20 protein-coding genes are annotated in these 25,553 nt (G+C 65.4%); 11 read left to right on the forward strand and 9 right to left on the reverse strand.

The window, feature by feature from the left end:
* Positions 1-534: 534 nt before the first annotated feature.
* Positions 535-3,651, forward strand: a complete 3,117-nt coding sequence (locus ACM0O9_RS01695; RefSeq protein ID WP_065185503.1) for a TonB-dependent receptor domain-containing protein — start codon at positions 535-537, stop codon at positions 3,649-3,651.
* A 115-nt stretch (positions 3,652-3,766) separates the two neighbouring features.
* On the opposite strand, the gene ACM0O9_RS01700 is transcribed toward ACM0O9_RS01695, so the two are convergent.
* Positions 3,767-6,574 carry a TonB-dependent receptor domain-containing protein gene (locus ACM0O9_RS01700; protein ID WP_065179173.1) on the reverse strand — a complete coding sequence of 936 codons (2,808 nt, stop codon included), beginning with the start codon at positions 6,572-6,574 and terminating at the stop codon, positions 3,767-3,769.
* A gap of 415 nt (positions 6,575-6,989) precedes the next feature.
* The gene (locus ACM0O9_RS01705; protein ID WP_065185504.1) at positions 6,990-9,779 is read right to left on the reverse strand and encodes a TonB-dependent receptor plug domain-containing protein; all 2,790 of its coding nucleotides are present in this window, start codon (positions 9,777-9,779) and stop codon (positions 6,990-6,992) included.
* A gap of 214 nt (positions 9,780-9,993) precedes the next feature.
* Here ACM0O9_RS01705 and apbC point away from each other — a divergent pair, with 214 nt between their 5' ends.
* Together apbC and dcd are read left to right on the forward strand one after the other, a co-directional pair.
* The gene (apbC, locus tag ACM0O9_RS01710) at positions 9,994-10,848 is read left to right on the forward strand and encodes an iron-sulfur cluster carrier protein ApbC (RefSeq protein ID WP_005418013.1); all 855 of its coding nucleotides are present in this window, start codon (positions 9,994-9,996) and stop codon (positions 10,846-10,848) included.
* A gap of 79 nt (positions 10,849-10,927) precedes the next feature.
* The gene (gene dcd, locus ACM0O9_RS01715; RefSeq protein ID WP_005418012.1) at positions 10,928-11,500 is read left to right on the forward strand and encodes a dCTP deaminase; all 573 of its coding nucleotides are present in this window, start codon (positions 10,928-10,930) and stop codon (positions 11,498-11,500) included.
* A gap of 106 nt (positions 11,501-11,606) precedes the next feature.
* On the opposite strand, the gene ACM0O9_RS01720 is transcribed toward dcd, so the two are convergent.
* Genes ACM0O9_RS01720 through ACM0O9_RS01730 form a run of 3 tightly spaced genes read right to left on the reverse strand, consistent with a single transcriptional unit; the run spans position 11,607 to position 12,880 of the window.
* Positions 11,607-11,774 carry a LiaI-LiaF-like domain-containing protein gene (locus tag ACM0O9_RS01720; protein WP_005418011.1) on the reverse strand — a complete coding sequence of 56 codons (168 nt, stop codon included), beginning with the start codon at positions 11,772-11,774 and terminating at the stop codon, positions 11,607-11,609.
* 15 nt (positions 11,775-11,789) lie between these two features.
* Positions 11,790-12,212 carry an HIT domain-containing protein gene (locus ACM0O9_RS01725; RefSeq protein WP_005418010.1) on the reverse strand — a complete coding sequence of 141 codons (423 nt, stop codon included), beginning with the start codon at positions 12,210-12,212 and terminating at the stop codon, positions 11,790-11,792.
* Positions 12,209-12,880 (reverse strand): dienelactone hydrolase family protein, encoded by a 672-nt coding sequence (locus tag ACM0O9_RS01730; RefSeq protein WP_065179170.1) that lies wholly within the window; start codon positions 12,878-12,880, stop codon positions 12,209-12,211. Before ACM0O9_RS01730 ends, ACM0O9_RS01725 begins: the two co-directional genes overlap by 4 nt.
* Positions 12,881-13,085: 205 nt before the next feature.
* On the opposite strand from ACM0O9_RS01730, the gene rimO reads away from it, so the two are divergent.
* Both rimO and ACM0O9_RS01740 read left to right on the forward strand, forming a co-directional pair.
* Entirely contained in the window at positions 13,086-14,447 is a 1,362-nt protein-coding gene (gene rimO, locus ACM0O9_RS01735; protein WP_065185505.1) for a 30S ribosomal protein S12 methylthiotransferase RimO, read from the forward strand.
* Positions 14,444-15,268 (forward strand): DUF3025 domain-containing protein, encoded by an 825-nt coding sequence (locus ACM0O9_RS01740; protein ID WP_065179168.1) that lies wholly within the window; start codon positions 14,444-14,446, stop codon positions 15,266-15,268. The genes rimO and ACM0O9_RS01740 overlap by 4 nt, the downstream gene beginning before the upstream one ends.
* 54 nt (positions 15,269-15,322) lie before the next feature.
* Here ACM0O9_RS01740 and greB read toward each other — a convergent pair whose 3' ends face one another.
* Together greB and ACM0O9_RS01750 are read right to left on the reverse strand one after the other, a co-directional pair.
* Positions 15,323-15,829 (reverse strand): transcription elongation factor GreB, encoded by a 507-nt coding sequence (gene greB, locus ACM0O9_RS01745; RefSeq protein ID WP_005418006.1) that lies wholly within the window; start codon positions 15,827-15,829, stop codon positions 15,323-15,325.
* 88 nt (positions 15,830-15,917) lie between these two features.
* The gene (locus ACM0O9_RS01750; protein ID WP_065185506.1) at positions 15,918-17,423 is read right to left on the reverse strand and encodes a helicase HerA-like domain-containing protein; all 1,506 of its coding nucleotides are present in this window, start codon (positions 17,421-17,423) and stop codon (positions 15,918-15,920) included.
* A 122-nt stretch (positions 17,424-17,545) separates the two neighbouring features.
* Between ACM0O9_RS01750 and ACM0O9_RS01755 the strand changes: the two genes are divergently transcribed.
* Complete coding sequence (locus ACM0O9_RS01755; protein ID WP_414603976.1) at positions 17,546-19,156, forward strand: transglycosylase SLT domain-containing protein; 1,611 nt, start codon at positions 17,546-17,548, stop codon at positions 19,154-19,156.
* Between the two features lie 23 nt (positions 19,157-19,179).
* On the forward strand, positions 19,180-19,527 hold the full coding sequence (locus tag ACM0O9_RS01760; protein WP_139727428.1) for a ribonuclease E inhibitor RraB: 348 nt from the start codon (positions 19,180-19,182) through the stop codon (positions 19,525-19,527).
* Between the two features lie 109 nt (positions 19,528-19,636).
* Here the strand turns inward: ACM0O9_RS01760 and asd are convergent, their stop codons facing one another.
* The gene (asd, locus tag ACM0O9_RS01765; protein ID WP_053501139.1) at positions 19,637-20,479 is read right to left on the reverse strand and encodes an archaetidylserine decarboxylase; all 843 of its coding nucleotides are present in this window, start codon (positions 20,477-20,479) and stop codon (positions 19,637-19,639) included.
* Positions 20,476-21,126, reverse strand: coding sequence for an SCO family protein (locus ACM0O9_RS01770; protein ID WP_065185509.1), 651 nt, complete (start codon positions 21,124-21,126; stop codon positions 20,476-20,478). Before ACM0O9_RS01770 ends, asd begins: the two co-directional genes overlap by 4 nt.
* Positions 21,127-21,248: 122 nt before the next feature.
* Between ACM0O9_RS01770 and prmB the strand changes: the two genes are divergently transcribed.
* From prmB to ACM0O9_RS01790, 4 genes are all read left to right on the forward strand, one after another.
* Positions 21,249-22,178, forward strand: a complete 930-nt coding sequence (gene prmB, locus ACM0O9_RS01775; RefSeq protein WP_053500256.1) for a 50S ribosomal protein L3 N(5)-glutamine methyltransferase — start codon at positions 21,249-21,251, stop codon at positions 22,176-22,178.
* Positions 22,175-23,278, forward strand: coding sequence for a chorismate synthase (gene aroC / locus ACM0O9_RS01780; protein WP_235649408.1), 1,104 nt, complete (start codon positions 22,175-22,177; stop codon positions 23,276-23,278). Before prmB ends, aroC begins: the two co-directional genes overlap by 4 nt.
* Positions 23,271-24,308: a 2-hydroxyacid dehydrogenase gene (locus tag ACM0O9_RS01785; protein ID WP_235649407.1), complete on the forward strand. Its 1,038-nt coding sequence runs from the start codon at positions 23,271-23,273 to the stop codon at positions 24,306-24,308. Before aroC ends, ACM0O9_RS01785 begins: the two co-directional genes overlap by 8 nt.
* Positions 24,309-24,397: 89 nt before the next feature.
* Complete coding sequence (locus tag ACM0O9_RS01790) at positions 24,398-25,426, forward strand: aspartate-semialdehyde dehydrogenase (RefSeq protein ID WP_053500248.1); 1,029 nt, start codon at positions 24,398-24,400, stop codon at positions 25,424-25,426.
* Positions 25,427-25,553 lie beyond the last annotated feature (127 nt).

Genomic DNA, 25,553 nt, shown 5'->3' on the forward strand with positions numbered 1-25,553 from the left:
CAGGGAGTGGCCGCGGGTGCGACCGTGGGCCGAACGATACGCCGCCGGCCAGACCTGCAAGGGTGTCGAAGGTCATGTCCCTGCGCAAGGGGCGTGCACGCGCCAGGAGGCGTCCCAGGAAGGCACATCGGGCGTCGCCGCAGCGCCGAGCGAGGGCTGCCCGTATGCCTGCCCTGCGGGTGAATTGATGATGAACGCGTGCTCGCGGTTGCCTGCAGGTACGGGTTGCGCGCCTGCCGGGGCATGACGTGTCCAGGGCCTTGGACACGAGCGCCATGGCCGCGACAGACGGGGCGTAATGTCGGCTCAAGCCTTTGATTTGAAATGATTCTTTGAACAATGCCGGCGCAGGTTTACGCGCTCATGCTCCATTTCTCTACGTGTCAGATCAAATTGAACTTTTGCTGAATGTTGCCGTTTCGTGTCTTTATGTGTATGAATTCCGTTATCGGCACGTGAACAGTTGCTGACTACATTTCCTCTGCCTTGCCGATGCAGAGCTTTTTGTGCCCTCACTTTTTCAGAGAGAGAGACATGCAGAAGACTCGCCCACTACCCCGTAATCCGTTGAGTCTCGCGCTCACCTCGGCCATTCTGCTTGCCGTCGCCCTGCCTGCCTTCGCGCAGGAGGGAGAAACTGCAAAGGACACCGCTGAGAGCGCGAAGAAGGCTTCCAATGAAGCCGCGGCCACCCAGCTGGACCGCATCACGGTAACGGGCTCGCACATCTACCGCGCCGGCTATGACACCCTGGAACCAGCCGCTGTGGTGTCCCGCCAGGATATCGATGCGTACGGACACACCAACCTGATCGATGCGTTGACCAAGATTCCCGGTGTGTCTGCCGGCGTGTCCTCACGCGGTGACCAGGCCGGCTTCGGTGCGGGCGTGAACTTCGCCAGTCGCTTCGGCCTGGGCAGCAACCGCCTGCTGACCCTGGTCAACGGTCGCCGCTTCGTGACCTCGGCTCCGCCAACCGTATTCGGCGCCGGCGGCGGCTCGGGCATCCAGGTCGACATGAACGCGATTCCGACCGTGATGGTCGAGCGCGTGGAAAGCCTGAGCATCGGTGGTGCACCCACGTATGGTTCCGATGCCATCTCAGGCGTGAACAACATCATCCTGCGTGACAAGTTCGAGGGTGCCGAGGTCGAGCTGGGTTTTGGCAGGACCACCAAGAACGACAACGACCGCTACTCCTGGTCTGCGATCTTCGGCAGCGGTTTCGCCGACGGACGTGGCCACTTCACCATTGCTGCCGAACTGGACAACAGCGAAGGCGTGAACGCGCTCCAGCGCGACTTCTACCGCAACGGCTACAGCCTGCAGACCAATCCGACGGCAGCCAACGTGGCGCGCTTCCAACCGTGGCGCACGCCGGGCAATGACGGTCGCATCGACCCCAGCATCCCGTTCAACACCGGGCCGGCCGACGGCATCGCCGACCAGGTCTGGATCCGCAACCGGCGCATCTCCAGCATGACCTTCGGTGGCCTGATCATGCCGTCGGACATCCAGGTGCGGCGCAGCTACCAGCGCAATGCCACGGGTGAACTGAACGGCTTTGGTCCGAACAACAAGCTCTGGCACTTCAACGACAAGGGCGATCTGGTTGCCTACGATCCGGGCATCTCCTATCCCAGCGGCAACGCGTCCGGTGGCGATGGCCTCAACCTCAACGAGACCGTCCCACTGATCGCCGACCTCGAACGCCGTACGGTCTATTCGACCGGCAGCTTCGACTTCAACGACAACGTGCGCGGCTTCTTCGAACTGTCGCACTACAGCGCCACCGCGCGCGAGACGCTGGACCAGAACGTCTACAACGCTGCCGGTTTCGGTGCCGCAAACCCCGATGGCAGTGGCGACCAGAGTGGCGCGATGCTGTTCAGCGCGAACAATCCGTTCCTCAGCGCGGAGTCCCGTCGCATCCTGGCCGAGAACGGCATCACCTCGTTCCGCCTGTCGCGCTCTTCGCGCGACCTGAGCATGAACAACGCCAGTACCGATACGCGCCTCAGCCGCATCGTGCTCGGCCTGGACGGCTTCTTCGATATCGGCGAGCGCCGCTTCAACTGGGAAACCAGTGTGACCCACGGCCGAGGCGACTTCGACTACAAGGGCACCGGCCTGATCCAGCAGAACTTCATCAATGCGCTCAACGTGAAGCGCGATGCCAGCGGCAACATTGTCTGTGATGCATCCGCCCGCGGCACCACTGCGGATCCGAACTGCCGTCCACTGAATCTGTTCGGCGAGAACCAGGCATCGCCTGAAGCACTGGCCTATGTGTCGACGCCGACCCTGGCCAAGGCGCGGACGCGCCAGACCGTGTTCAACGCGTCGGTGACCGGTGGCCTGTTCGACCTGCCGGGCGGCGAGTTCTCCTTCGCCGCAGGCGTGGAGCATCGCCGCGAAGAAGGCTCGTTCACCCCGAGCGAGTACCAGCGCCTGGGGCAGGGCCGTTCGGTGCCGATCCAGGGCGCCAAGGGCGACTATCACACCAATGAAATCTTCGCCGAGTTCCTGGCACCGCTGTTCAACCCCGACTGGGATCTGCCTGGCCTGCATCGCCTGGACGTGACCCTGAAGGGCCGCCGCGTGGTCAACTCGGTGGCTGGTGGCTTCAACGCGTACACCTATGGCATCCAGTACGAGCCGTTCGCGGGAATCCAGCTGCGCGGCAGCAAGACCCAGTCGCTGCGTGCCCCGTCGATTGCCGAGCTCTATACCTCGCTGCAGCCGGCGTACTACAACATCCCGGAAGTCTGCTCGGTGTCGGCCATCAACGGCGGCACCAATCCCGCGATTCGCCGCCGCAACTGCGAGGCCTTCTTCCAGGCCTACCCGGGCGCGGACCCGGCGACCTTCCAGGCGTCGCCGACCAACACCCTCGGCTCGGTCAACGGCTATACCGGCCTGAAGAACGAGAAGGCCAAATCCTGGACAGCAGGCATCGTGTTCGCACCGGACTGGGCGAAGGGCCTGCGCGTCGCCGCCGATTGGTATGACATCAAGATCACCGATGTGATCACCAGCCTGAGCCCGACCGACATCATCACCGGCTGCTTCGACAACCCGGATTTCAATGCGTCCGACGTGCCCAACGCCAACCGCTTCTGCAGCCTGGTCACGCGCAATCCGTTGACGGGTGCGGCCACCGATATCCGCACCGAGTACGGCAATGGCCCGGTGCTGATGTTCCGCGGCTGGACGGCCGAGGTGGACTACAACTGGGACATGGGCCGGTTCGGCCAGGTGGCACTGGGCTTCTACGGCTACATGCCGAAGAACCGTGGCCAGGCCGCCAACGCGGATGTGCCGTTCGTGGAGCGCGTGGGTACGTTCGATGAGCCCAAGCGCCAGTTCCGCTGGACGGCACAGCATGCCATCGGCAAGTGGAGCTATGGCGTGACGTCCAACTACACGAGCGGCTCGCAGTTCAGCCTGACCGCAACTCCGGAAAGCCGGCAGTACTTCAAGCGCGACAGCTGGACGACCTGGGATGCCAATGTCAGCTACCACCTGACCGACAATGCGCGCCTGAACCTGTCGGTGCTGAACCTGTCCGACGACATCGGTCCGTTCCCGTACGTACTGGACGCGCTGGGTCGCCGCTACATGGCCAGCCTCCGCTACAGCTTCCGCTGAGCGGGCGGACCGGACGGCAGGCCCTGTTCCACCAGGGCCTGTTCTTCCATCCGCTCAGGCCGGACACGAAAAAGCCCCGCCATGGCGGGGCTTTTCCGTTGCTGCGGTTGCGGGATTACTTCACGCCGAACGCGTACTTGGCCTGCACGTAGATCGCGCGCCCGTAGGCGTTGTACAGGTAGTTGTTGTACGGCTGGCCGCTGGTGCCGGCGAAGCTGTAGCGCTGGTTGTCCGGCATCTTGTTGAACACGTTGTTGACCATCAGCGACAGGGTCAGGTTTTCCATCGCGCGGTAGTTCACGCTCAGGTTGTAGGTGGTGTAGGAACCCCACTTGCCTGCCTTGTAGCCGGAGCTGTGGACGTAGTCATAGCCGTTGCCCACGTAAGCCATGTAGTTCGGCGTCTTGCCGATGTAGTTGGCATACAGGGTGGTGGTCCAGTTGTCCTTGGCCCAGCCGATCGAGCCGTCCGCGCGTACCTTGGCGTACGAGTCATACACCCACATCGCATACGGGTCGTGCAGCAGGTCCAGGAACTCGTCACCCGGCTGCGGCTGCAGCTTGCGCTTGAGCATGTCGGTGTAGTTGGCCGAGAACTGCAGCGAACCGAAGCGACCGATGTCCTGCACGTACTTGAAGCTGGCGGTCAGTGCTTCCAGGTTCTGGCGGGCGACGTTCATCTTCGGCGTGTAGATCTCGTCGAGCACGCCCGATGCATCACGGGTGATCCAGTCATCGACGTTCTGGCAGCTGGCCGAGGTGTTGTTGGACTGGCCGTTGCGGCAGTAGTACTCGGCCAGCAGCAGCTGGTCGGAGCTGAGCGTATCGACCTCGTTCTTGATCTTCCAGTTGTAGTAGTCGACCGACAGCGACAGGTTGTTGATCGGTGCCCACACGACGCCTGCATTCCAGACGTCGGCGGTGATCGGCTCCAAGTCGGGGTTGCCCGAGCGGGTGCCGAACACCGAGACGCTGTCGTACGGGCAGCCGGTGGTGTTGGCCGGGTCGTAGCCCAGCTGGCCGCAGCGGTAGTAGTCGGTGGAGCCGTTGGCGTAGTAACCGCTGCGACCCTGGAAGGCATCGGACAGGGTCGGTGCGCGGAACGCCGTACCGTACTTGCCACGGAACAACAGGCTTTCGATCGGGCGGAACTCGATGCCGACGCTGTAGGTGGCCTTGTCCACGGTGTTGCTGCCGATCTTGAAGGCGTCATAGCGGCCGGAGCCGGTGACGGTCAGCGTTTCCAGCAGCGGCATGCGCAGTTCGGTGGTCACCGCGTAGTTGCTGCGATGGCCGGCACCGGATACGGCGGTGGTCCCCCACACGCTGCCGTCCATCAGGCCCGGGTCGGGCGTGTAATCCCAGCCTTCACTGCCGCCTTCCAGGACCACGGCGAAGCCAGCATCGCCACCCGGCAGCTTGAACAGCGAGCCATTGGTGACCTGGGCGCGGGCCAGGTTCTGCCAGGTGCGGCTTTCGCTGTAGCTGTAGCCGGTGAAGCTCTGGAAGTCACCGGCGGGCAGCGGTGCGTAGAACGCTTCCCAGTTCGGGCTGTAGATGTTGTAGCCGGTGCTGGTGGTACCCAGCACCGGGCCCAGCACGCGCTGCTCGAAGTAGTCGTTGATCGGGTCGTTCCAGCGCACGAAATTGCGCTCGGTCAGCTTGTACTCGCCACGGGTGAAGCTGAGGCTGTAGTCCCAGTTGCCTGCGGTGCCGCGGCCGCCGAGGGTGACCTGGTAGGCCTTGTTGCGGTCGGTGTTCATGATGTCGCGGTAACCGCCGCCGCCGATGTCCTCCGGCGCGAACACGCGCTGCAGGTTCATGTACTGGCCGCTGGCCTGGTCGTAGAAGCGGCCCCAGCCCGAGGAGGTGCCCCACCAGGTGTAGCCGGAGCCGGTGGCGTACTTGACCTCCTCCAGGCTGTACAGCGCGTCGCCGAACAGCTGGAAATTGTCGTTCACGTCGAAGGTGGCCGAGCTGTAGATCTGCCCGCTTTCCTTGCCGTTCTTGATGGTCTTGTACCCGGTGCCGTAGACCGAGCCGCAGGCCTGGCCGGTCGGACGGGTACCGAGCACGGTGGTGCCGTCGAACTGGCCCGCCACGTTGGCGCACCGGTTCGGGTCCATCATCGCGTAGCGGTTGTTGGCGGCCGGCAGCAGCACCAGGAAATCGTTGGAGACGTACTGCGGGCTGTAACCGTCGGGGTTGTTGACCTTGGTCAGGTCGCGCTGGTAACCCCAGATCGGGCTGGTCTTCTCGTACTGCACGTTGACAAGTGCATGGAAGCGGTCATCCTTGGAGTTGAAACCGCGTGCGCCGCTGAAGCGGAAGCTGTTGCCGCCACCTTCGCTGTAGGCACCGCCGCGCACATTGAGCACACCGCCATCCATGCGCTCCTTGAGGATGATGTTGACCACGCCGGCGATCGCGTCCGAGCCGTACAGCGACGACTGGCCACCCGGCAGGATCTCGATGCGCTCGACGATGTCGATCGGGATGCCGCTGATGTTGTTGAAGGTATCGCCGCCGTTGTACAGCGCCGGATACGAGAGCATCGGGCGGCCGTTGATCAGGTACTTGGTATAGCCCGGGCTGAGGCCGAACATGCCCGCCGCTTCGGCGCCCTGGGTGAAGGATGCGGAGGTCTGGCCACCCTGCAGGCCGCCCGTGGACAGCGAGGACTGCTGCAGGACATCGGCGACGCTGGTGAAACCGCGGGTCTGGATATCCTCGGCGGTGACGGTCAGGACGGGCGTGTGGTTCTCGATCTCGGTCTGCGGAATCAGCGACCCGGTGACGGTCACACGATCAAGCTGGGTCGGCGCATTGCCGTCCTGGGCCAGGGCGGTGCCGGAGGCCAGGAGGGTGCCGAGCAGGGCGAGGGTCAGAGGGTGGCGCGAGAGCGTGGAACGTTGGCGAGACATGGTGGATCCCCGTAGTGAGCAATGTCTTGGCGGCGCATTCCCTGCGCATTAACAATTCGTTCAGTGTGACTCCATTCAGGTCGACCGTAACACGTCGTTAACGCTGCCAACACAGGCCTGTCACATCAATGTGCCGTTGGGGGATGAAAAAACGCTTCAGAATCAATGGATAAGGCGATTTGTTTTGGCATGTTTCAAAAGATGGCGGCGTGCAAGGGAGCATGTCAGCATTGCGGATATGCCTTGTAGATCAATGCATTGCCTTGGATCAGCGCTGCCGGGAACCTGGATGTTTGTGCGCTGTGGATCACACTTTCTGCTACAGGCCGGACGGGAGGGGGGGCGCAGTGGTGCAAAAAAAAGGCCCCGCCGAAGCGGGGCCTGGTCCAGACACGCGGTCCGGAATACGACGGGATTAGAAGTCGTACTTGACCTGGGCCGAGATCTGACGGCCGTAGACGCTGTAGAAGCCGTCGTTGAACGGGGTCGATTCGTTGCCCGGGTAGTTGTAGCGCTGGCCTTCCGGCAGCTTGTTGAACACGTTGTTGACCATCAGCGACAGGGTCAGATCGTCCTGTGCCTGGTAGTTCAGGCTCATGTTGTACGTGGTGTACGAGCCCCACTTGCCGGCCTTGGCGCCGGAGGAGTGGACGTAGTCGTAGCTGCGGCCGGTGTAGGCCAGGTAGTTCGGGGTGCTGCCGACGTAGTTGGCGTACACGGTGGTGGTGAACTTGGAGATGGCCCAGCCCACCGACACGTCGCCGCGTACCTTGGCGAAGTTGTCGTAGTACCACATGTTGTACGGATCGCTCAGCAGGTCCAGCTTCTGCGCACCCGGCAGGGCCACCACTTCACGCTTGAGCATGTTGGTGTAGTTGCCGGAGAACATCAGCGAACCGAAGCGGCCCAGGTCCTGCTGGTACTTGGCACCGACGGTCACCGCTTCCAGGTTCTGGCTGGCCACGTTGAGCTTCGGGGTGTAAACGCGGGTCAGGTTGCCACCGGCGTCGCGGGTCACCCAGTCGGTCACGTTCTGGCAGCTGGCCGAGGTGTTGTTCGGCAGGCCGTTGTGGCACTGGTACTCGGCCAGCAGCAGCTGGTCGGTGCTCAGGGTCTTGACCTCGTTCTTGATCTTCCAGTTGTAGTAGTCGACCGACAGCGAGAAGTTGCTCACCGGGGCCCACACCACGCCTGCGCTCCACACGTCGGCGGTGATCGGCTTCAGGTCCGGGTTGCCGGACTTTTCGCTGTACACCGAGGTGGTCTTGTAGAACGAGCAGGCTTCGTCACGCAGCGCGTAACCCATCTGGCTGCAGCGGTAGTAGTCGTTCTGGCCGGAGGCGAACGAGCCGCTCATGCCCTGGAAGGCATCGGACAGGGTCGGCGCGCGGAACGCCGTGCCGTACTTGCCGCGCAGCAGCAGGCTTTCCACCGGACGGTATTCCAGGCCGATGCTGTAGGTGGCCTTGTCGACGGTCTTGTCGGCGATCTTGAAGGCGTCATAGCGGCCCGAGGCGCTGATGGTCAGCGACTCGAATACCGGCATGCGCAGTTCGCTGGTCACCGCGTAGTTGCTGCGGTGGCCGGCACCGGCCACGGCGCTGGCGCCCCACGCGTTGCCATCGACGAAGGCCTGGTCGGGCGAGTAATCCCAACCCTCGCTGCCGCCTTCCAGCACGACGGCCAGGCCGGCGTCGCCACCCGGCAGGGAGAACAGCGAACCGTTGGTCACCTGCACGCGACCCAGGTTCTGCCAGGTCTTGCTGCGGTGGGTGCCATAGCCGGTGAAGCTGGCGAACTGGTCCGGGGTGATCGGCGAGTAGAAGGCGGTGTAGTTCGGGTTGTAGATGCCGAAGCCATCAGCAGTGGTGCCCAGGCGCGGGCCCAGCACGGTGTCGCCGAAGAAGCCTTCGATCTTGTCCTTCCAGCGCGCGAAGCGGTTCTGGTCCAGACGGTATTCGCCGCGGGTGAAGCTGGCGCTGTAGTCCCAGTCGCCGACCATGCCCTTGCCGCCCAGGGTGACCTGGTAGGAACGGCTCTCATCGGAGTTCAGGATGTTGTTGTAGTGGCCCGGGCCGATTTCTTCCGGCGCGAAGGCGCGCTGCAGGTTCACGACCTTGCCCAGGCCCTGGTCGTAGAAGCCGCCCATCACCGACTTGGTGCCCCACCACAGGGCGCTGGAGCCGGAGGTGAATTCGGTCTTTTCCTTGCTGTACAGCACGTCGGCGAACAGCTGGAAGTTGTCGTTCACGTCGAAGGTCATCGACGAGTAGAACTGGCCGCTGTTCTTGCCGTTCTTCAGGGTCTTGTAGCCGGCGCTGTACACCGAGCCGCACGATTCGCCCGATGCACGCTTGCCGACGGTGGTGGTGCCGTCGTACAGGCCTGCCACGTTGGCGCAGCGGGTCGGGTCCATCATGTACAGCTTGTTGTCGGCGTTGCCGATGACAGCAAAGTCGTTCGACGGCAGCTGCGCGGTGTAACCGACCGGGTTGTTCTGCTTGGTGATGTCACGCTGGTAGCCCCAGATCGGGCTGCCGTTTTCGATCTGCACGTTGACCAGGGCGTGGAAGCGGTCGTCGAACGCGTTGAAGCCCTTGGCGGCGCTGAAGCGGATGTTGCTGCCACCACCTTCGGTGTAGGTGCCGCCACGGATCGACATCGTGCCGCCGTCCATGCGTTCCTTCAGGATGATGTTGACCACGCCGGCGATCGCGTCCGAGCCATACAGCGACGACTGGCCGCCCGGCAGGACTTCGATGCGCTCGACGATGTCGATCGGAATGCCGCTGATGTTGTTGAACGACTCGCTGCCGTTGTACAGCGCCGGATACGAGAGCATCGGGCGGCCGTTGATCAGGTACTTGGTGTAGCCCGGATTCAGGCCGAACATGCCGGCGGCTTCGGCGCCCTGGGTGAACGCACCCGAGGTCTGGCCACCCTGCAGGCCGCCGGTGGTCAGCGATGACTGCTGCAGCACTTCAGCAACACTGCTGAAGCCGCGGGTCTGGATGTCTTCGGCGGTGATGGACATCACCGGGGTCTGGGTTTCGACCTGGGTCTGCGGGATCAGCGAACCGGTGACGGTGATCTTGTCCAGGTTGGTCGCCTTGTCCTGGGCCATTGCCGGGGAGGCGGCCATCAGAGCGGAAATCAGGGCGACGGCGAGCGTGTTGCGACGTGCGGTATTGCTGACGTGTTTCATGTAGTTCCAATGGAGAGCAAAAAACAAAAACGGCACTGCGCATGCGCCATCGCGCGGGCCGGAACAACGGGCTCCGCAGCTCAAAACAGTGCTGATCGAACGTAACATGAACTTAACAATCTGTGCACGAATCCGTCGCAATCCTGAATTTCAGTCAGGTTACGTCCAGCTTGTATGATGTCGGGTTATCCCCCTGACTCCGCCGGTGCTCGTTGTGAACAGTTCTCCCCGCCGTCCCCATGCCAGCCAGGTCCAGAAGGGACTTACGCCGCATGCCCGCATCCGCAATGTCATCGCGGTCGGTTCGGGCAAGGGCGGCGTCGGCAAGTCCACCACCTCGGTGAACCTGGCCGTGGCGCTGCAGCAGCTCGGTGCGCGGGTGGGCGTGCTCGACGCCGACATCTACGGCCCCAGCGTGCCGGCCATGCTGGGGCTGTCCGGCCGCCCGGAAAGCCCGGACAACAAGAGCATCGAGCCTCTGCGTGCGTTCGGCGTGGACACCATGTCGATCGGCTACCTGATCGAAGAAGACACCCCGATGATCTGGCGCGGCCCGATGGCCACCTCGGCGATGACCCAGCTGTTCAACGATACCCTGTGGGACGACCTGGATTTCCTGCTGATCGACCTGCCGCCCGGCACGGGTGACATCCAGCTGACCCTGACCCAGAAGATTCCGCTGGCCGGTGCAGTGATCGTCACCACGCCGCAGGACATCGCCACGCTGGATGCGAAGAAGGCGCTGAAGATGTTCGAGAAGGTCGAGGTGCCGGTGCTGGGCATCGTCGAGAACATGGCCGTGCACACGTGCAGCAGCTGCGGGCACATCGAGCACCTGTTCGGCGAGGGTGGCGGCGAGCGCATGGCCGCGCAGTACGGCGTGCCGCTGCTGGGGTCGCTGCCGCTGCAGATCGGCATCCGCGAGCAGGGCGATGCAGGCACGCCGATCACCGTGGCCCAGCCGGATTCGGCACCGGCCCAGGCCTACCGCCATGCCGCGCAGCGCCTGATCGAGGAAGTCGGCAAGCGCCCGCGGGCCTCGATCCCGATCCTGTCCTCGCTGCTGTAAGTGCCGGAGCAGGGGCCGCCGGCGCAGGCCGGCCCCCTGCTAGAATCCTCGCGCCCCCTCGTACCCCCCAGGACAAAGCATGAGTATCAAGAGTGACCGTTGGATCCGCCGCATGTCCGAGCAGCACGGCATGATCGAGCCGTTCGAGGCCGGGCAGGTCAAGCAGGCCAACGGCCAGCGCATCGTCAGCTACGGCACGTCCAGCTATGGCTATGACGTGCGCTGCTCGCGCGAGTTCAAGGTGTTCACCAACATCAACTCGACGATCGTCGATCCCAAGCACTTCGATCCGGGCAGCTTCGTGGATATCGTCGGCGATGAGTGCATCATCCCGCCGAACAGCTTCGCGCTGGCGCGTACCGTGGAATACTTCCGCATTCCGCGCGATACCCTGGTGGTGTGCCTGGGCAAGAGCACCTACGCGCGCTGCGGCATCATCGTCAACGTGACGCCGCTGGAGCCGGAATGGGAAGGCCACGTCACCCTGGAATTCAGCAACACCACGCCGCTGCCGGCGCGCATCTACGCCAACGAAGGCGTGGCGCAGATGCTGTTCTTCCAGGCGGCCGCCGATGACATCTGCGAGACGTCGTACCGCGACCGTGGCGGCAAGTACCAGGGCCAGACCGGCGTGACCCTGCCGCGGACCTGAAGATTGCAGGCGATCTGTAGAGCCGAGCCATGCTCGGCTTCAATGCAGGGCAGCCGAGCATGGCCCGGCTCCACATGAAGGAAGGCGGCGCAATGCGCCGCCTTCCTTATTTGCCGCGACCGAACAGCATCGCGATGCCGACACCCACCAGGGCCACCGGCCACCAGGTCAGCAGCAGCTTGGACAGGTTCAGGTGCGTCCAGCCGAGATTGCTGGCGAGCATGAACAGGCCGATCAGGATCAGCAGGACGGCGGCAACGAGGTTGAATCGCATCGGGTCGGCGAAGGCTCAGGACAGGGCCGGATATCCTAGCCGTTCCTTCCAGTAGGCGACATGCTGGTCCAGCGCCGCCGGCTCGTAGCGGTGCGCCGGGCCGCTGCCCCAGACCGGGCCCGGCCAGGCCGGATCACCGTCGTGGCGGCCGATCACATGGAAATGCAGCTGGCGCACGATATTGCCCAGCGCCCCGATGTTGATCTTTTCCACCCCGTCGGAGCCCTTCAGGGCCTTGCAGGCGCGGTTGAGCTCGGTGCGGAGCTTGTCCTGCTGCTCGCCGTCCAGCTCGATCCACTCGGTGACCCCGGCCAGGCGCGGTACCAGCACCAGCCAGGGGAATCGTTCGTCGTTCATCAGCCGCACTTGCGACAACGGTCCTTCCGCCACCAGCACGCTATCGGCGGCCAGGCGTGAATCGAGTTCGAATTCGCTCATCCAAGATGCTCCGAGAAGAAGTCCAGGGTGCGTTGCAGCGCCAGGGCGGCGCTGTCTGGATCATACGCATGTCCGACCTCCCGGTTGAAGGCATGATCGGCCGGATAGACGTAGGTGGCCATCTGCGGCAGCTTCTCGCGGTGGGCCTGCACGGCTTCCGGTGGGATGCTGCGGTCCTGGGCGCCGAAATGGAAGATCACCGGCGCCTTGGGTGTCTCATCGAGGAACTGGACGTTGCGGGCGCCGTAGTAGCTGACCGACGGCAGCCCCAGGCGCACTGCGGACAGCATCGCCACCGTGCCGCCCCAGCAGTAGCCGACGGTGCCCACCTTGCCGTAAGGGGCCAGCCGGGTGGCCGCCGCGCGGACCACTTCCAGTGCCCGCTCCATGCCCAGCGCGCCGACCCGTTCCAGGCCCTGCTTCACGCCATCGGCGTCGTAGGGCAGCGCGTCCGGATCGGCGTCGGGGCCATCGAGCAGGTCAAAGAACGAGGGCGCCAGCACCGCATAGCCTTCCGCCGCGAAGCGCTCGGCCACGCTGCGGATATGCGGATTGGCGCCGAAGATTTCCTGCACCACCACCAGGCCGCCGCGCGCGGTGCCTTCCGGCAGGGCCTGCCAGGCCCGTACCGGGCCGTGATGCGTATCCAGGGTGATCCACTCGGCCATCGTCATCTTCCTCGTTGCTGGAAACAGAACTGCATTGTCGGTGCTGCGCCGGTTAGCGCGGCGTCAGTGGCTGTGCCGTATCGGTCGGCTGGGCATTCAGAGCGCGGCCGCCAACCCCGGTATACTGGCGCCCTTTCAGGCCCCGGCCCCCAGGAACCCCTGCCATGGCGGCAGGGGCCCAGGCCCCCAGAGTCCCGCGATTTCCATGTCCCAGCTGAACCCCAAAGTCGGCTTCGTCAGCCTTGGCTGCCCGAAGGCCCTCGTCGATTCCGAGCGCATCCTCACCCAGCTCCGCTCGGAAGGCTACGACATCGTCCCGTCCTACGATTCGGCCGACGTGGTGGTGGTCAACACCTGTGGCTTCATCGATTCTGCGGTGACCGAGTCGCTGGACGCGATCGGCGAGGCGATGAACCAGAACGGCAAGGTGATCGTCACCGGTTGCCTGGGCAAGCGCCCGGAGCAGATCCGCGATGCGTACCCCAACGTGCTGGCGGTGTCCGGCCCGCAGGATTACCAGAGCGTGATGGAAGCGGTGCATGAAGCACTGCCGCCCAAGCACGATCCGTTCGTGGACCTGGTGCCCGACTACGGTATCAAGCTGACCCCGCGGCACTACGCGTACCTGAAGATTTCCGAGGGCTGCAACCACAAATGCAGCTTCTGCATCATTCCGTCGATGCGCGGCAAGCTGGTTTCGCGCCCGGTCGACGAGGTGCTGCGTGAAGCCGAGCGCCTGGTGCGTGGCGGCGTGCGCGAGCTGCTGGTGGTTTCGCAGGACACCTCGGCCTACGGCGTGGACGTGAAGTACGCCGAAAAGATGTGGCGCGACAAGGCCTACCAGACCCGTTTGAAGGCGCTGTGCGAAGGCCTGTCGGAGCTGGATGCGTGGGTGCGCATGCACTACGTCTACCCGTATCCGCACGTGGACGAAGTGGTGCCGCTGATGGCCGAGAACCGCATCCTGCCGTACCTGGATATCCCGTTCCAGCACGCCAGCCCGCGCATCCTGCGCCTGATGAAGCGCCCCGGCGCGGTGGAGAAGACACTGGAGCGCGTGCAGAACTGGCGCCGTATCGCGCCGGACATCACTGTGCGTTCGACCTTCATCGTCGGCTTCCCGGGCGAGACCGAAGCCGAGTTCGAGGAACTGCTGTCGTTCCTTGACGAAGCGCAGCTGGATCGCGTCGGTGCGTTCGCCTACTCGCCGGTCGAGGGTGCCACCGCCAACGACCTGCCTGACGCCGTGCCGGAAGAGGTGAAGCAGGAACGCCTGGCCCGTTTCATGGAGAAGCAGGCGCAGATTTCCGCCGCGCGCCTGGAAGCCAAGATCGGCACCGTGCAGCAGTGCCTGGTCGACGCCATCGAAGGCGACATCGCCGTGGCCCGCTCCAAGGCCGATGCCCCGGAGATCGACGGCCTGGTGCACATCCAGAATGCCGACCAGGTGCCGCTGCGCGTGGGCGAATTCGTCGAGGTGGAGATCACCGAGAGCGACGAGCATGACCTGTACGGTGACGCGCTGGCGGCCGCCCCCCGTCCGGCGTTCGACCTCAAGGTGCTGTGATCGCAGCGACGGCCGCCACCGGCAACGGCGGTGGTTCACGGCGCTTCGTACCGCCGCCACGTGCGGCGGTAGCTGCACGGCGGTTCGAGCACCCGCTGTTTGCCGGGCTTCAGGACTTCCGTGACCTGCTGGACGGCATCGCATGGCCGTCCATCGCGGCGCTCGATGCACGCCTGGCCGTGCCTGGCAAGCGCCTGGTTGAACAGGACGCCGCGCTGCTGGCCGATGGCCTGCACTACGAAGTGCGTATCGCGCAGGGACGCATCGCCACCCGTGCCGGCAACTGGCACGACCTGTTCAATGCGCTGGTGTGGGCCTCACAGCCGCAGCTGAAGCGAGCGCTCAACGTGCGGCAGTGCCTGCATATCGAGGCGATGCCACCCGGCCAGCGCAATCGCGCGCAGGCCGCCTTGACCCAGTTCGACGAAACCGGCGTGATCGTGCGTGTGCGCGATGACTCACTGCTGGCTGCCTGGGATGCACACGACTGGCCCGCGTTGTTTGACCCGGTGAACTGGCAGAGCGGTGACATCGCCATCACTGTGGTATTCGGGCATGCGCTGATGGAACAGGCCCTGCTGCCGGGGCGATTGCTGGTCGGCAAGTGCGTGGTGGTGCAGGGTGATGCCGATGCTGCCTGCGTTGACGTGATGACTGCGGCCATTGCCGAGGGCAGGGCAGTGACCGATCCGCTGCAGCTGCGTCCGCTGCCGTTGGCTGGAATCCCAGGCTGGCACGACGTGCAGGATTCCGCCTTCTACCGCAATGCCGACTATTTCCGCCCGCTGCGTGCAGGGCGCACGTACCCGCCACCGTTGTAGAGCCGAGCCCATGCTCGGCTCTACATGGACAGCGAGGTCGGGCATGGCTCGACGCTACACAGGCTCGTACTCCACGCCGATCACTGCAAAGGTGAACTGCCCGCCGGGCAGCTCCACCGAGAACTCATCATCCAGCCGCTTCTTCAGCAGCGCACGCGCCAGGGGGGAATCGATGCTGATCCAGCCCAGGCCCGCATCGGTCTCATCCGGGCCGACAATGCGATAGCGGCTGGTGTCGCCGCTGTCCACGTTCTCCAGTTCCACCCACGCGCCGAAGAACACTGCGAGCGGATCGGTTGGCGTCGTATCGACCACGCGCAGCGATTCCAACCGCTTGGTCAGGTAGCGCACGCGGCGGTCGATCTCGCCCAGTTGCTTCTTGCGGTAGGTGTACTCGGCGTTCTCGGAACGGTCGCCTTCTGCGGCAGCGGCGGCGAGCGCTTTCACCACCTCCGGACGGCGCACGCGCCATAGCTCATCCAGTTCGGCCTTCAGTCGCGCATGCCCGGAAGCGGTGATCAGGGCGGTGCTTTTCTCTGCGGGGGGACGCCAACGGGACATGCAATACGACTTCTTTTCTGGATGACGAATGAGAGAGCAGGGTCAGATCCCTTTCCAGCGGAAAGGGCTCTGACCCCAGCAGGGGCATCTAGCGCTTGCCGCCGAAGATGCCACCGAGGATGCCGCGCACGATCTGGTTGCCCAGCTTGGTGCCGACAGTGCGCGTGGTCTGCTTGGCCATGGTTTCGATCATGCCCTGGCGGCGCTTGGTGCCGAAGATCGCATCCTTGATGGCCTGGCCGAAACCACCTTCCTGAGCTTCGTCCTGCTCGCGGCTGCGCGCGGCCGGCGCCTGTGCCTGCTCGATGCTCTTCTGCGCGCGCTGGGCCAGCAGTTCGGCGGCCGATTCGCGGTTGATCGCGGTGTCGTAGCGGCTGCCGACCGGGCTGCCGGCGCGTACCTGTGCACGCTCGGCCTCGGTGATCGGTCCCATCCGGCAGCGCGGCGGCGCGATCAACGTCTGCTGCACGGGCATCGGCACGCCCTTGTCCTGCAGCGTGGATACCAGTGCCTCACCGGTGCCGAGCTGGCTCAGCACCTTGGCCACGTCCAGCTTCGGATTCGGCACGAACGTCTCGGCCGCGGTTTTCACCGCCTTCTGGTCGCGCGGGGTGAACGCACGCAGTGCGTGCTGAACGCGATTGCCCAGCTGGCCGAGAATATTGCCCGGCACGTCGTCGGGGAACTGCGAGCAGAAGTACACGCCCACGCCCTTGGAACGGATCAGGCGCACCACCTGCTCGATGCGCTGCACCAGCGACGGCGGTGCATCATCGAACAGCAGGTGCGCCTCGTCGAAGATGAAGACCAGCTTCGGCTTGTCCAGGTCGCCCACTTCCGGCAGCTGCTCGAACAGTTCCGACAGCAGCCACAGCAGGAAGGTGGAATAGAGCTTGGGCTTGAGCACCAGCTGGTCGGCGGCGAGGATGCCGATCATGCCGCGGCCGTCGTGGTTGACCCGCATGATGTCGGCCAGTTCAAGTGCCGGTTCGCCGAAGAAATTCTCGCCACCGTCCTGCGCCAGGCGCAGCACCGAACGCTGGATCGCCGCGATCGACTGCGCACTGACCAGGCCGTACTCGGTGGAAATGTCCTTGCGCTCCTCGGCAACCAGGCCGAGCAGGGCGCGCAGGTCGTCCATGTCCAGCAGCAGCAGGCCGCGGTCGTCGGCCAGCTTGAATACGATGTCGAGTACCCCGGCCTGGGTGTCGTTCAATTCGAGGATGCGCGACAGCAGGGTCGGGCCCATCTCGCTGACCGTGGTGCGCACCGGGTGGCCCAGTTTGCCGTACAGGTCCCAGAAGATGGTGGGGCTGGCGGCCGGCGCATAGTCGGCCACGCCGATCTCGGCGGCACGCTGGAGCAGGTTTTCTGCGCCGGTGCCGGGCACGGCCAGGCCGGAGACATCGCCCTTCACATCGGCCAGGAACACCGGCACGCCCCGTCGCGAGAAGCCCTCGGCCAGGGTCATCAGGGTCACGGTCTTGCCGGTACCGGTGGCGCCGGCCACCAGACCGTGGCGGTTGCCGAGTTTCGGCAGCAGGGTGACGGCAATATCGTCGGTAATACCTTTGCCGAGCAGAATCGGATCCATTGTCCAGCCCTTGTGATGAATAGCCCAATGTTAACCGCCGGCAGTGACGGTCCGAAGGTCGGCTTGCCCGGACCTTGGCGGCGCCGCTACTCTGCCTGCCTGTTTTGCACACAGTGCCATCAATGCCCGTTCCTGTCCTGATTTCCCGCGGTTGGCCGCTGCTGGCCCTGGCCGGCCTGGTTTCCCTGGCGCCCGACGCCCACGCACAGCGGGTTTCGGCCCGGGACAAGGTGAAGGTGGATGCGCTGCAGCAGCGCATGACCGCCGCCGAGAAGCGCTACGGCGACGCCCTGCTGCTGGTCGCCAATGCCGATCCCAAGGGCAGCAACGAGGCCGATGCCGCGCTGGAGGACATGGAAGATGTCCTCAACGACTGCGTGAAGCAGAAGGGCTGCCAGATGGGGACCCTGCTGGCCAGCTACAAGCGGCTGCTCAAGCACGACGCCGATGCCGCCGCCAGCGATGACGTGGCCGACGAGGGCGGTGATCGCCTGGAAGCCGACCCGGACCACATCGGGCCGCTCACCGCCGACGTGCCCGAGGCCGCGCGCGCTGCCGCGCTGTTGAACGACAAACGGCACGCCTTCGACAGCATGGTCGAGTACAACCCGGCGGTGCAGGCCGGCATCCGTCGCTGGCTGACCGACATGCGACCGGCGCTGCTGACCAGCTACGAGAATTACCAGAACCTGCGCGCGGTGATGTGGCCGGAGTGGGAAAAGCGCGGCCTGCCCGAGGCGCTGCTGTTCGGGATCATGGCCAAGGAATCCAACGGCCGTGTGCATGCTTCCTCGCGCGCCGGCGCCGCCGGCCTGATGCAGTTCATGCCGGCCACCGGCCGCCGTTTCGGCCTGGGCCCGGACGGCACCGGCTTCGATACCCGCTTCGACGCGCGCAGCGCCGCTGAAGCCAGCGCCAGCTACCTCAACGAGCGCCTGCGCGAACTGAACAACAACGTGGAAATGTCGGTGGCCGCCTACAACGGTGGCGAAGGCCGTGCCGCGCGCGTGTTCAAGCAGAGCGCCGGCCAGAGCTTCTGGACCGACAGTGTCTACAACCAGTTCCCGGGCGAGACCAAGGACTACGTGCCGATGGTGATTGCCGCGGCCTGGATCTTCCTGCACCCGCAGCAGTACGGCGTGGAGTTCCCGAAGATCAGCGCGCAGCCGGCCACGCTGCGGCTGGCAAAGTCCACCACAATCTATGAATTGACCATCTGCCTGGGCAGCCACGGTACCCGCGATGGCTACATGCGTGCGCTGCGCAACCTCAACCCGCGCTATGAGGCCGATGGCTGGATTCCGGCCGGTACGCTGATCAACGCCACCACCCGCATCGCCGGCCTGTACCAGCGCAACTGTGTCAGTGGTCCGCGTGCCGACCTCGCCCGCACGCTGATCACCGCTGATCTCAACGCGGCGATCAAGCGCCCGACCGCGGCGAGCTATACCGGCAGCGTGGCGGTGGGTGGTGTGGTGCCGGTGGCCGACGCGGCTGCATCCACCAGCGTGCCGACCGCACCGGTGGCTGCAGTGGCGGCACCGCGCCCGGCGCCGACCGCCCGGCCGAAGCCGGTGCGCAGCCACAAGGTGGGCAAGGGCGAGACCCTGGGCGCCATCGCGGCGAAGTTCCAGTGCGACGTGCCGACCCTGGCCCGCGCCAACGGCCTGAAGGCACCGGCCTACAGCCTGCGCCACGGCCAGACGCTGAAGCTGCAGGGCTGCGACAAGTAATTCCCCCGACCCCTGGAACCCGCATGGATCTCGAAGACACCCGCAACCTGTTCGCCAACCTCCGCGAGAACACCGACTGGGACATCAACGGCCCGTTGCTGTGGGGGTATTTCTTCGTCCACGCCAGTGCCGAGCCGCTGCAGGCGCTGGCCCAGCACCTGCAGGCGCAGGGCTACACGTTCGTGGAACTGTTCGAGCAGGAACCGGAAGAGGGCGACGCCTCGTTCCACGTGCTGCACGTGGAGCGGGTGGAAATCCACGACGAAGCCTCGCTGGACCGCCGCAACCAGGAATTCGCGGCGCTGGCGGCGGAGCACGGCGTGGAAGACTACGACGGCATGGACGTCGGCCCAGCACCGGTCCTGCAGTAATCCGCTTCTGACTGTAGAGCCGAGCCCGTGCTCGGCTCTACGGACCCGGTAGTGCCGGCCGCTGGCCGGCATTTCGTTGAATCCATCCACGCGTCGCGTGGATCTACGGTCAGCGCAGCTTTGCCAGGGCCTGGCCCAGCTGCACAGGGCTCTCGGCGCCCAGCTGCGGGGCGAATTCGGCTACGCCCGGCGGCAGCAGCACCACCACGGTCGAGCCGTAATTGAAGCGTGCCATCTCGGCGAACCGCTCCAGCTTGATGCCCTGGCCGCGGTAGTCCTTGCGGGTGATGCGATCGCCGTAGGCCGGGATCTCCTCGCCGCTCCACACGGTTTCCACGCCGGATACCAGCAGCGCGCCGACCATCACGCTGACCATCGGGCCGAAGCTGGTGTCGAAGTGGCAGACCAGGCGCTCGTTGCGGGCGAACAGGCGCGGCACCCCGTTGACGGCCGCAGGACCGACACTGAACAGGCGTCCTGGCACGTGCACGGTTTCACGCAGGGTGCCGGTCCACGGCATGTGCACGCGGTGGTAGTCGCGCGGCGACAGGTACACGGTGGCGTACAGACCGTCGTTGTACGGCTTGGCATCCTCGTCGCTGCCCAGCAGCTCGGCGGCGGTGAACGACTGGCCCTTGGCCTGGAAGATGCGGCCGGCCTCGATCTTCCCCAGCTGGCTGATGCGGCCGTCGGCCGGCATCACCAGGCTGCGCGGATCGGCATCGGCCACGCGCGCGCCCGGCTTCAGCGCACGCGTGAAGAACTGGTTGAAGGTGGCATAGCTGCGCGGGTCCGGGTTGGCCGCTTCGTCCAGGTTGACGTTGAACTTGCGGGTGACGGTGTCGATCAGCCAGCGCGACACGCGCGGATCGTCCGAGTACGCCAGCGAGCGTGCCATCGAGGACAGCAGGCGATGGGGCAGGGCGTACGTCAGGGCGGTGGTGAGGCTCATGGGGCGGTTTTCTCGGTCAGCTTCTGCAGGTCGCGGGCGATCGCCGGCGCATTGAACGGGGGGCGCACCAGGCCGGCAAGGCGGCCCTGCGGGTCGAGCACGGCCAGGCTGGCCGAATGCTCGACGGTGTAATCCTCGGGGTTTTCGTCGAAATGCTTGCCCGGCACTTTCTGGAACACGAAACCCAGCGAGGTGGCGAAGCGCTCCAGCGAGGGGATATCGGCGGTGGCGGCCAGGGTGTCCTTGTGGAAGCCGTGCACGTACTCGCCCAGGCGGGTGGCGCTGTCGCGGTCCGGGTCGACCGAGATGAACAGCACGCGCGGGCGCAGGCCATCGGGCAGGGCCTCCCACTGGTTCTGCGCGCCGGCCAGCTCGGCCAGGGTGGTCGGGCAGACGTCCGGGCAGAAGGTGAAGCCCAGGAACACCAGGGTCCAGTGGCCCTTCAGTTCGCCCGGGATCAGGCGGGTGCCGTCGGACTGGGCCAGGTTGAAGTCGGGCAGTTCACGCGGCTGCGGGTACAGGGTGATCGCTTCGGTGGCCGGGGCGTTGGCCGGCGGCTTCGGCGCGAACACGTGCTGGGCGGCGAGCAGGCCAAGCCCCGCCGCCAGGGCGATCAGCAGGATGATGCCGGCATTGCGATTGAACATGGGGGCTCCCACGCGAAATGGGCTCCATCATACCGGCTGCGGCCCGATCGTTTCCGCCGCAACGGATGCTGCCGCGGGCGCCAGCCCCTATAATCGGGGGCCACTTTGCGCGCAGTACCGCCATGACCGCTGAAACGGCCGCCGAACTCCACACGATCATCGATCTGATCCGCTACGGCACCAGCCGTTTCAACGAAGCCGGGCTGACCTTCGGGCACAGCTACGACAATGCGCTGGACGAGGCGACCCAGCTGGTGCTGCACAGCCTGCACCTGCCGCACGACCTCGGCCCGGCCTACGGCCAGGCACGCCTGCTGCGGGCCGAAAAGCTGCGCGTGCTGGAACTGTTCCAGCGTCGCATCGACGAACGCATCCCCGCTGCCTACCTGACCGGTGAGGCCTGGTTCGCCGGCCTGAGCTTCAAGAGTGACACGCGCGCGCTGGTGCCGCGCTCGCCGATCGCCGAACTGATCGAATGTGGTTTCGAACCGTGGCTGGCCGGCCGCGATGTCAGCCGCGCGCTGGATCTTTGCACCGGTTCGGGCTGCATCGCCATCGCCATGGGCCACTACTACCCGAACTGGGAAGTGGACGGCGTCGACCTGAGTGACGACGCACTGTCGCTGGCCGAGGAGAACAAGGAGCGCCTGCAGGCGCACAACGTCACCCTGATCAAGTCGGACCTGTTCAATGGCCTGACCGGCCGCCACTACGACCTGATCGTCACCAACCCGCCGTACGTCACCAACGACGAGACTGATGCCCTCCCGCAGGAGTATTCCTACGAGCCGGAAATGGGCCTGCGTGCCGGTGACGATGGCCTGGACCTGGTGCTGAAGATCCTGCGCGATGCCCCGCTGCACCTGAGCGAAGACGGTCTGCTGATCTGTGAAGTGGGTGAGTCCGAACAGCATCTGGTCAAGCTGCTGCCGGAAGTCGATTTTTCCTGGATCGAGTTCAAGGTCGGCCAGATGGGCATCTTCGCGGTCGAATGCCGCGAGCTGATCGCCCACAGCGCACGCATCACCGAACTGGCGGCGCAGCGCCCGTGAGCTCCAATTCGTTCGGCAAGCTGTTCACCGTCACCACGTTCGGCGAGTCGCACGGGCCGGCCATAGGCTGCGTGATTGATGGCTGCCCTCCGGGGCTGGCGCTGGACGCGGCCGAATTCGCCCACGACCTGCAGCGCCGTGCGACTGGCAAGAGCCGGCACACTTCCGCGCGGCGCGAGGCCGACGAGGTCGAGATCCTGTCCGGCCTATACGAGGGCCTGACCACCGGCACCCCGATCGCGCTGCTGATCCGCAACACCGACCAGCGCAGCAAGGATTACGCCAATATCGGCCAGCAGTTCCGCCCGGGCCATGCCGACTACAGTTACTGGCACAAGTACGGCATCCGCGATCCGCGTGGCGGTGGCCGTTCCTCGGCACGCGAGACCACCATGCGCGTGGCCGCCGGCGTGGTCGCCAAGAAGTGGCTGGCCGAGCGTTTCGGCGTTACCGTGCGTGGCTACCTGTCGCAGCTGGGCGACATCACCCCGGCCGGTTTCGACTGGTCGGCGGTGGAAGACAATCCGTTCTTCTGGCCGCACGCCGCACAGGTGCCGGAGCTGGAGGCGTACATGGATGCGCTGCGCAAGTCTGGCGACTCGGTCGGTGCGCGCGTGGACGTGGTCGCCGACAACGTGCCGCCGGGCTGGGGCGAGCCGATCTACGGCAAGCTTGACGGCGAACTGGCCGCTGCGCTGATGAGCATCAATGCGGTGAAGGGCGTGGAGATCGGCGACGGATTCGCCAGCGCCGCGCAGAAGGGCACCGAGCACCGTGACCTGCTGACGCCGCAGGGCTTCGCCAGCAACCATGCCGGCGGCATCCTCGGTGGCATCTCCACCGGCCAGCCGGTCGTTGCGTCGATCGCCCTGAAGCCGACGTCCAGCCTGCGCCTGCCGGGCCCGTCGCTGGATACGGACGGCAACGTGGTCGAGGTGGTCACCACCGGCCGCCACGATCCCTGCGTCGGCATCCGCGCCACGCCCATCGCCGAGGCGATGGTGGCGCTGGTGCTGATGGACCAGGCGCTGCGTCATCGCGCGCAGTGCGGCGATGTCGGCACGATCACCCCGCGCATTCCCGGGCAGATCGATGGCTGACACGCGGCCGACCGTGTGGGTGAGCCAGCCGCTGATCGAGGCGGCCATCGCGCCGCTGCGCGATCGCGTGCAGCTGCGCAGCACCGACACCGTCACCGCCTGGTCGCCGGACCAGATCGCCGCACAGCTGGCCAGCGCCGACGGCGCGATCATCACCCTCAACGAGCGCATCGGTGCGGCCCAGGTAGCCGATGCCACGCAGCTGAAGGTGATCGCCAATGTCGGCGTCGGCTACAACAACCTGGATGTCGACGCGCTCAGCGCGGCCGGCATCCTGGCCAGCAACACGCCGGACGTGTTGACCGAAACCACCGCCGATCTCGGTTTCGCGCTGCTGATGGCAACCGCGCGCCGGATCACTGAGTCCGAGCGCTGGCTGCGTGAAGGGCAGTGGCAGCAGTGGTCGTTCCAGACCATGCTGGGCGCGGATGTCCATGGCAGCACGCTGGGCATCCTTGGCATGGGCCGCATCGGCCAGGGCATCGCCCGCCGCGGCGCGCACGGTTTCGGCATGAAGGTGCTGTACCACAACCGTTCACGGTTGCCGGCCGATACCGAGGCGTCGCTCAGCGCGACCTACGTGGACCTGGATACGCTGCTGGCACAGTCCGACCATCTGGTAACGGTGCTGCCCTACACGCCGGCCTCGCATCACATCATCGATGCGGCTGCGCTGGGGAAGATGAAGCCGACGGCAACCCTGGTGAACATCGCCCGCGGCGGCATCGTCGACGAACTGGCGCTGGCCGACGCACTGGCCAACGGCCACCTGGCGGCCGCTGGCCTGGATGTGTACGAGGGCGAGCCGAAGGTGCGCCCGGAGCTGCTGGCGCTGCGCAACGTGGTGCTCACGCCGCATATCGGCAGCGCCTCGCTGGCCACGCGCACGGCGATGGTACAGCTGGCCGTGGATAATCTGGCTGCCGGGCTCGGCCTGGACGGCGGCCCGTCGCGCATGCCGAGCGCGATCAACGCTGACGCGGCGATGGCCGCGCGCGTGACGCTGGGCAAAAAAATCGGGAAACGATAGGGAACCTCCGCGCGCCCCGCTTGAGGAGGTTCCCCGAACCCAGCTGTCGTGCGTGTTTTCCCCCATTCCCGTTTTCGTGAGAGTTCCCCATGAGCAATGCACAGCGCAGTTTCCACGTCGCCGTCGTCGGTGCCACCGGCGCCGTTGGCGAGACCATGTTGTCGATCCTGGCCGAGCGTGATTTCCCGGTTGGCACCCTGAGCGTCCTCGCCTCCGAGCGTTCGGCCGGTGGCGAGATTGAATTCAACGGCCAGAAGGTCAAGGTCCAGGACCTGGCCACCTTCGATCCGACCGGTGTCGAGATCGCGCTGTTCTCGGCGGGCGGCAGCGTGTCCAAGGAATACGCACCGAAGTTCGCCGCCGCCGGTGCGGTGGTGATCGACAACTCCTCGGCCTTCCGTTACGACGATGACGTGCCGCTGGTGGTGTCCGAGGTCAACCCGGAACAGGTCGCCAACCGTCCGCGCGGCATCATCGCCAACCCGAACTGCTCGACCATGCAGATGCTGGTGGCGCTGGCGCCGCTGCACCGCAAGTACGGCATCGAGCGCATCAACGTCTCCACCTACCAGTCGGTGTCCGGCGGTGGTCGTTCGGCCACCGAGGAGCTGGGCAAGCAGACTGGCCAGCTGCTCAGCTTCCAGGAGATCGATCCGCAGCGCTTCCCGGTGCAGATCGCCTTCAACCTGATCCCGCACATCGACGACTTCCAGGACAACGGCTTCACCAAGGAAGAGATGAAGCTGATCTGGGAAACCCGCAAGATCCTCGGTGACGACAGCATCCTGGTGAACCCGACCGCGGTGCGCGTGCCGGTGTTCTACGGCCACTCCGAGTCGGTGGCGATCGAGACCCGCGACAAGGTCACCGTCGCTGAAGCGCGCGCGCTGCTGGAGCAGTCGCCGGGCATCGAAGTGGTGGATCGTCACGAGGCCGGTGGTTACCCAACCCCGGTCACCCACGCCTCGGGCACGGACGCGGTGTACGTCGGCCGCATCCGCGAGGACCTGTCGCACCCGCGTGGCCTGAACCTGTGGATCGTGTCGGACAACGTGCGCAAGGGCGCTGCCCTGAACGCCGTGCAGCTGGCCGAGCTGGTCGCCGCCGAGCAGCGCTGATCACAGCGGTTGCCTCACCGGTAGTGCCGGCCGCTGGCCGGCATTGCCGTGATGTGTGGACGTGCGTGTCTGCTGGCCAGCGGCCGGCGCTACCGAAGGTCCCCTCGGTGCGTGCGGACCCCGGTGC

It is taken from the genome of Stenotrophomonas sp. FR012, from assembly GCF_047520565.2.
Classification (GTDB): Bacteria; Pseudomonadota; Gammaproteobacteria; order Xanthomonadales; family Xanthomonadaceae; genus Stenotrophomonas; species Stenotrophomonas sepilia.

Coding starts and splice junctions, on each gene's coding strand:
- ACM0O9_RS01760 (WP_139727428.1), top strand. CDS start 19,180: ATGGATCTCGAAGACACCCGCAACCTGTTCGCCAACCTCCGCGAGAAC.
- ACM0O9_RS01720 (WP_005418011.1), bottom strand. CDS start 11,774: ATGCGATTCAACCTCGTTGCCGCCGTCCTGCTGATCCTGATCGGCCTG.
- asd (WP_053501139.1), bottom strand. CDS start 20,479: ATGAGCCTCACCACCGCCCTGACGTACGCCCTGCCCCATCGCCTGCTG.
- ACM0O9_RS01790 (WP_053500248.1), top strand. CDS start 24,398: ATGAGCAATGCACAGCGCAGTTTCCACGTCGCCGTCGTCGGTGCCACC.
- ACM0O9_RS01725 (WP_005418010.1), bottom strand. CDS start 12,212: ATGAGCGAATTCGAACTCGATTCACGCCTGGCCGCCGATAGCGTGCTG.
- ACM0O9_RS01695 (WP_065185503.1), top strand. CDS start 535: ATGCAGAAGACTCGCCCACTACCCCGTAATCCGTTGAGTCTCGCGCTC.
- ACM0O9_RS01785 (WP_235649407.1), top strand. CDS start 23,271: ATGGCTGACACGCGGCCGACCGTGTGGGTGAGCCAGCCGCTGATCGAG.
- prmB (WP_053500256.1), top strand. CDS start 21,249: ATGACCGCTGAAACGGCCGCCGAACTCCACACGATCATCGATCTGATC.
- rimO (WP_065185505.1), top strand. CDS start 13,086: ATGTCCCAGCTGAACCCCAAAGTCGGCTTCGTCAGCCTTGGCTGCCCG.
- ACM0O9_RS01705 (WP_065185504.1), bottom strand. CDS start 9,779: ATGAAACACGTCAGCAATACCGCACGTCGCAACACGCTCGCCGTCGCC.
- greB (WP_005418006.1), bottom strand. CDS start 15,829: ATGTCCCGTTGGCGTCCCCCCGCAGAGAAAAGCACCGCCCTGATCACC.
- ACM0O9_RS01755 (WP_414603976.1), top strand. CDS start 17,546: ATGCCCGTTCCTGTCCTGATTTCCCGCGGTTGGCCGCTGCTGGCCCTG.
- dcd (WP_005418012.1), top strand. CDS start 10,928: ATGAGTATCAAGAGTGACCGTTGGATCCGCCGCATGTCCGAGCAGCAC.
- ACM0O9_RS01730 (WP_065179170.1), bottom strand. CDS start 12,880: ATGGCCGAGTGGATCACCCTGGATACGCATCACGGCCCGGTACGGGCC.
- ACM0O9_RS01750 (WP_065185506.1), bottom strand. CDS start 17,423: ATGGATCCGATTCTGCTCGGCAAAGGTATTACCGACGATATTGCCGTC.
- ACM0O9_RS01700 (WP_065179173.1), bottom strand. CDS start 6,574: ATGTCTCGCCAACGTTCCACGCTCTCGCGCCACCCTCTGACCCTCGCC.
- ACM0O9_RS01770 (WP_065185509.1), bottom strand. CDS start 21,126: ATGTTCAATCGCAATGCCGGCATCATCCTGCTGATCGCCCTGGCGGCG.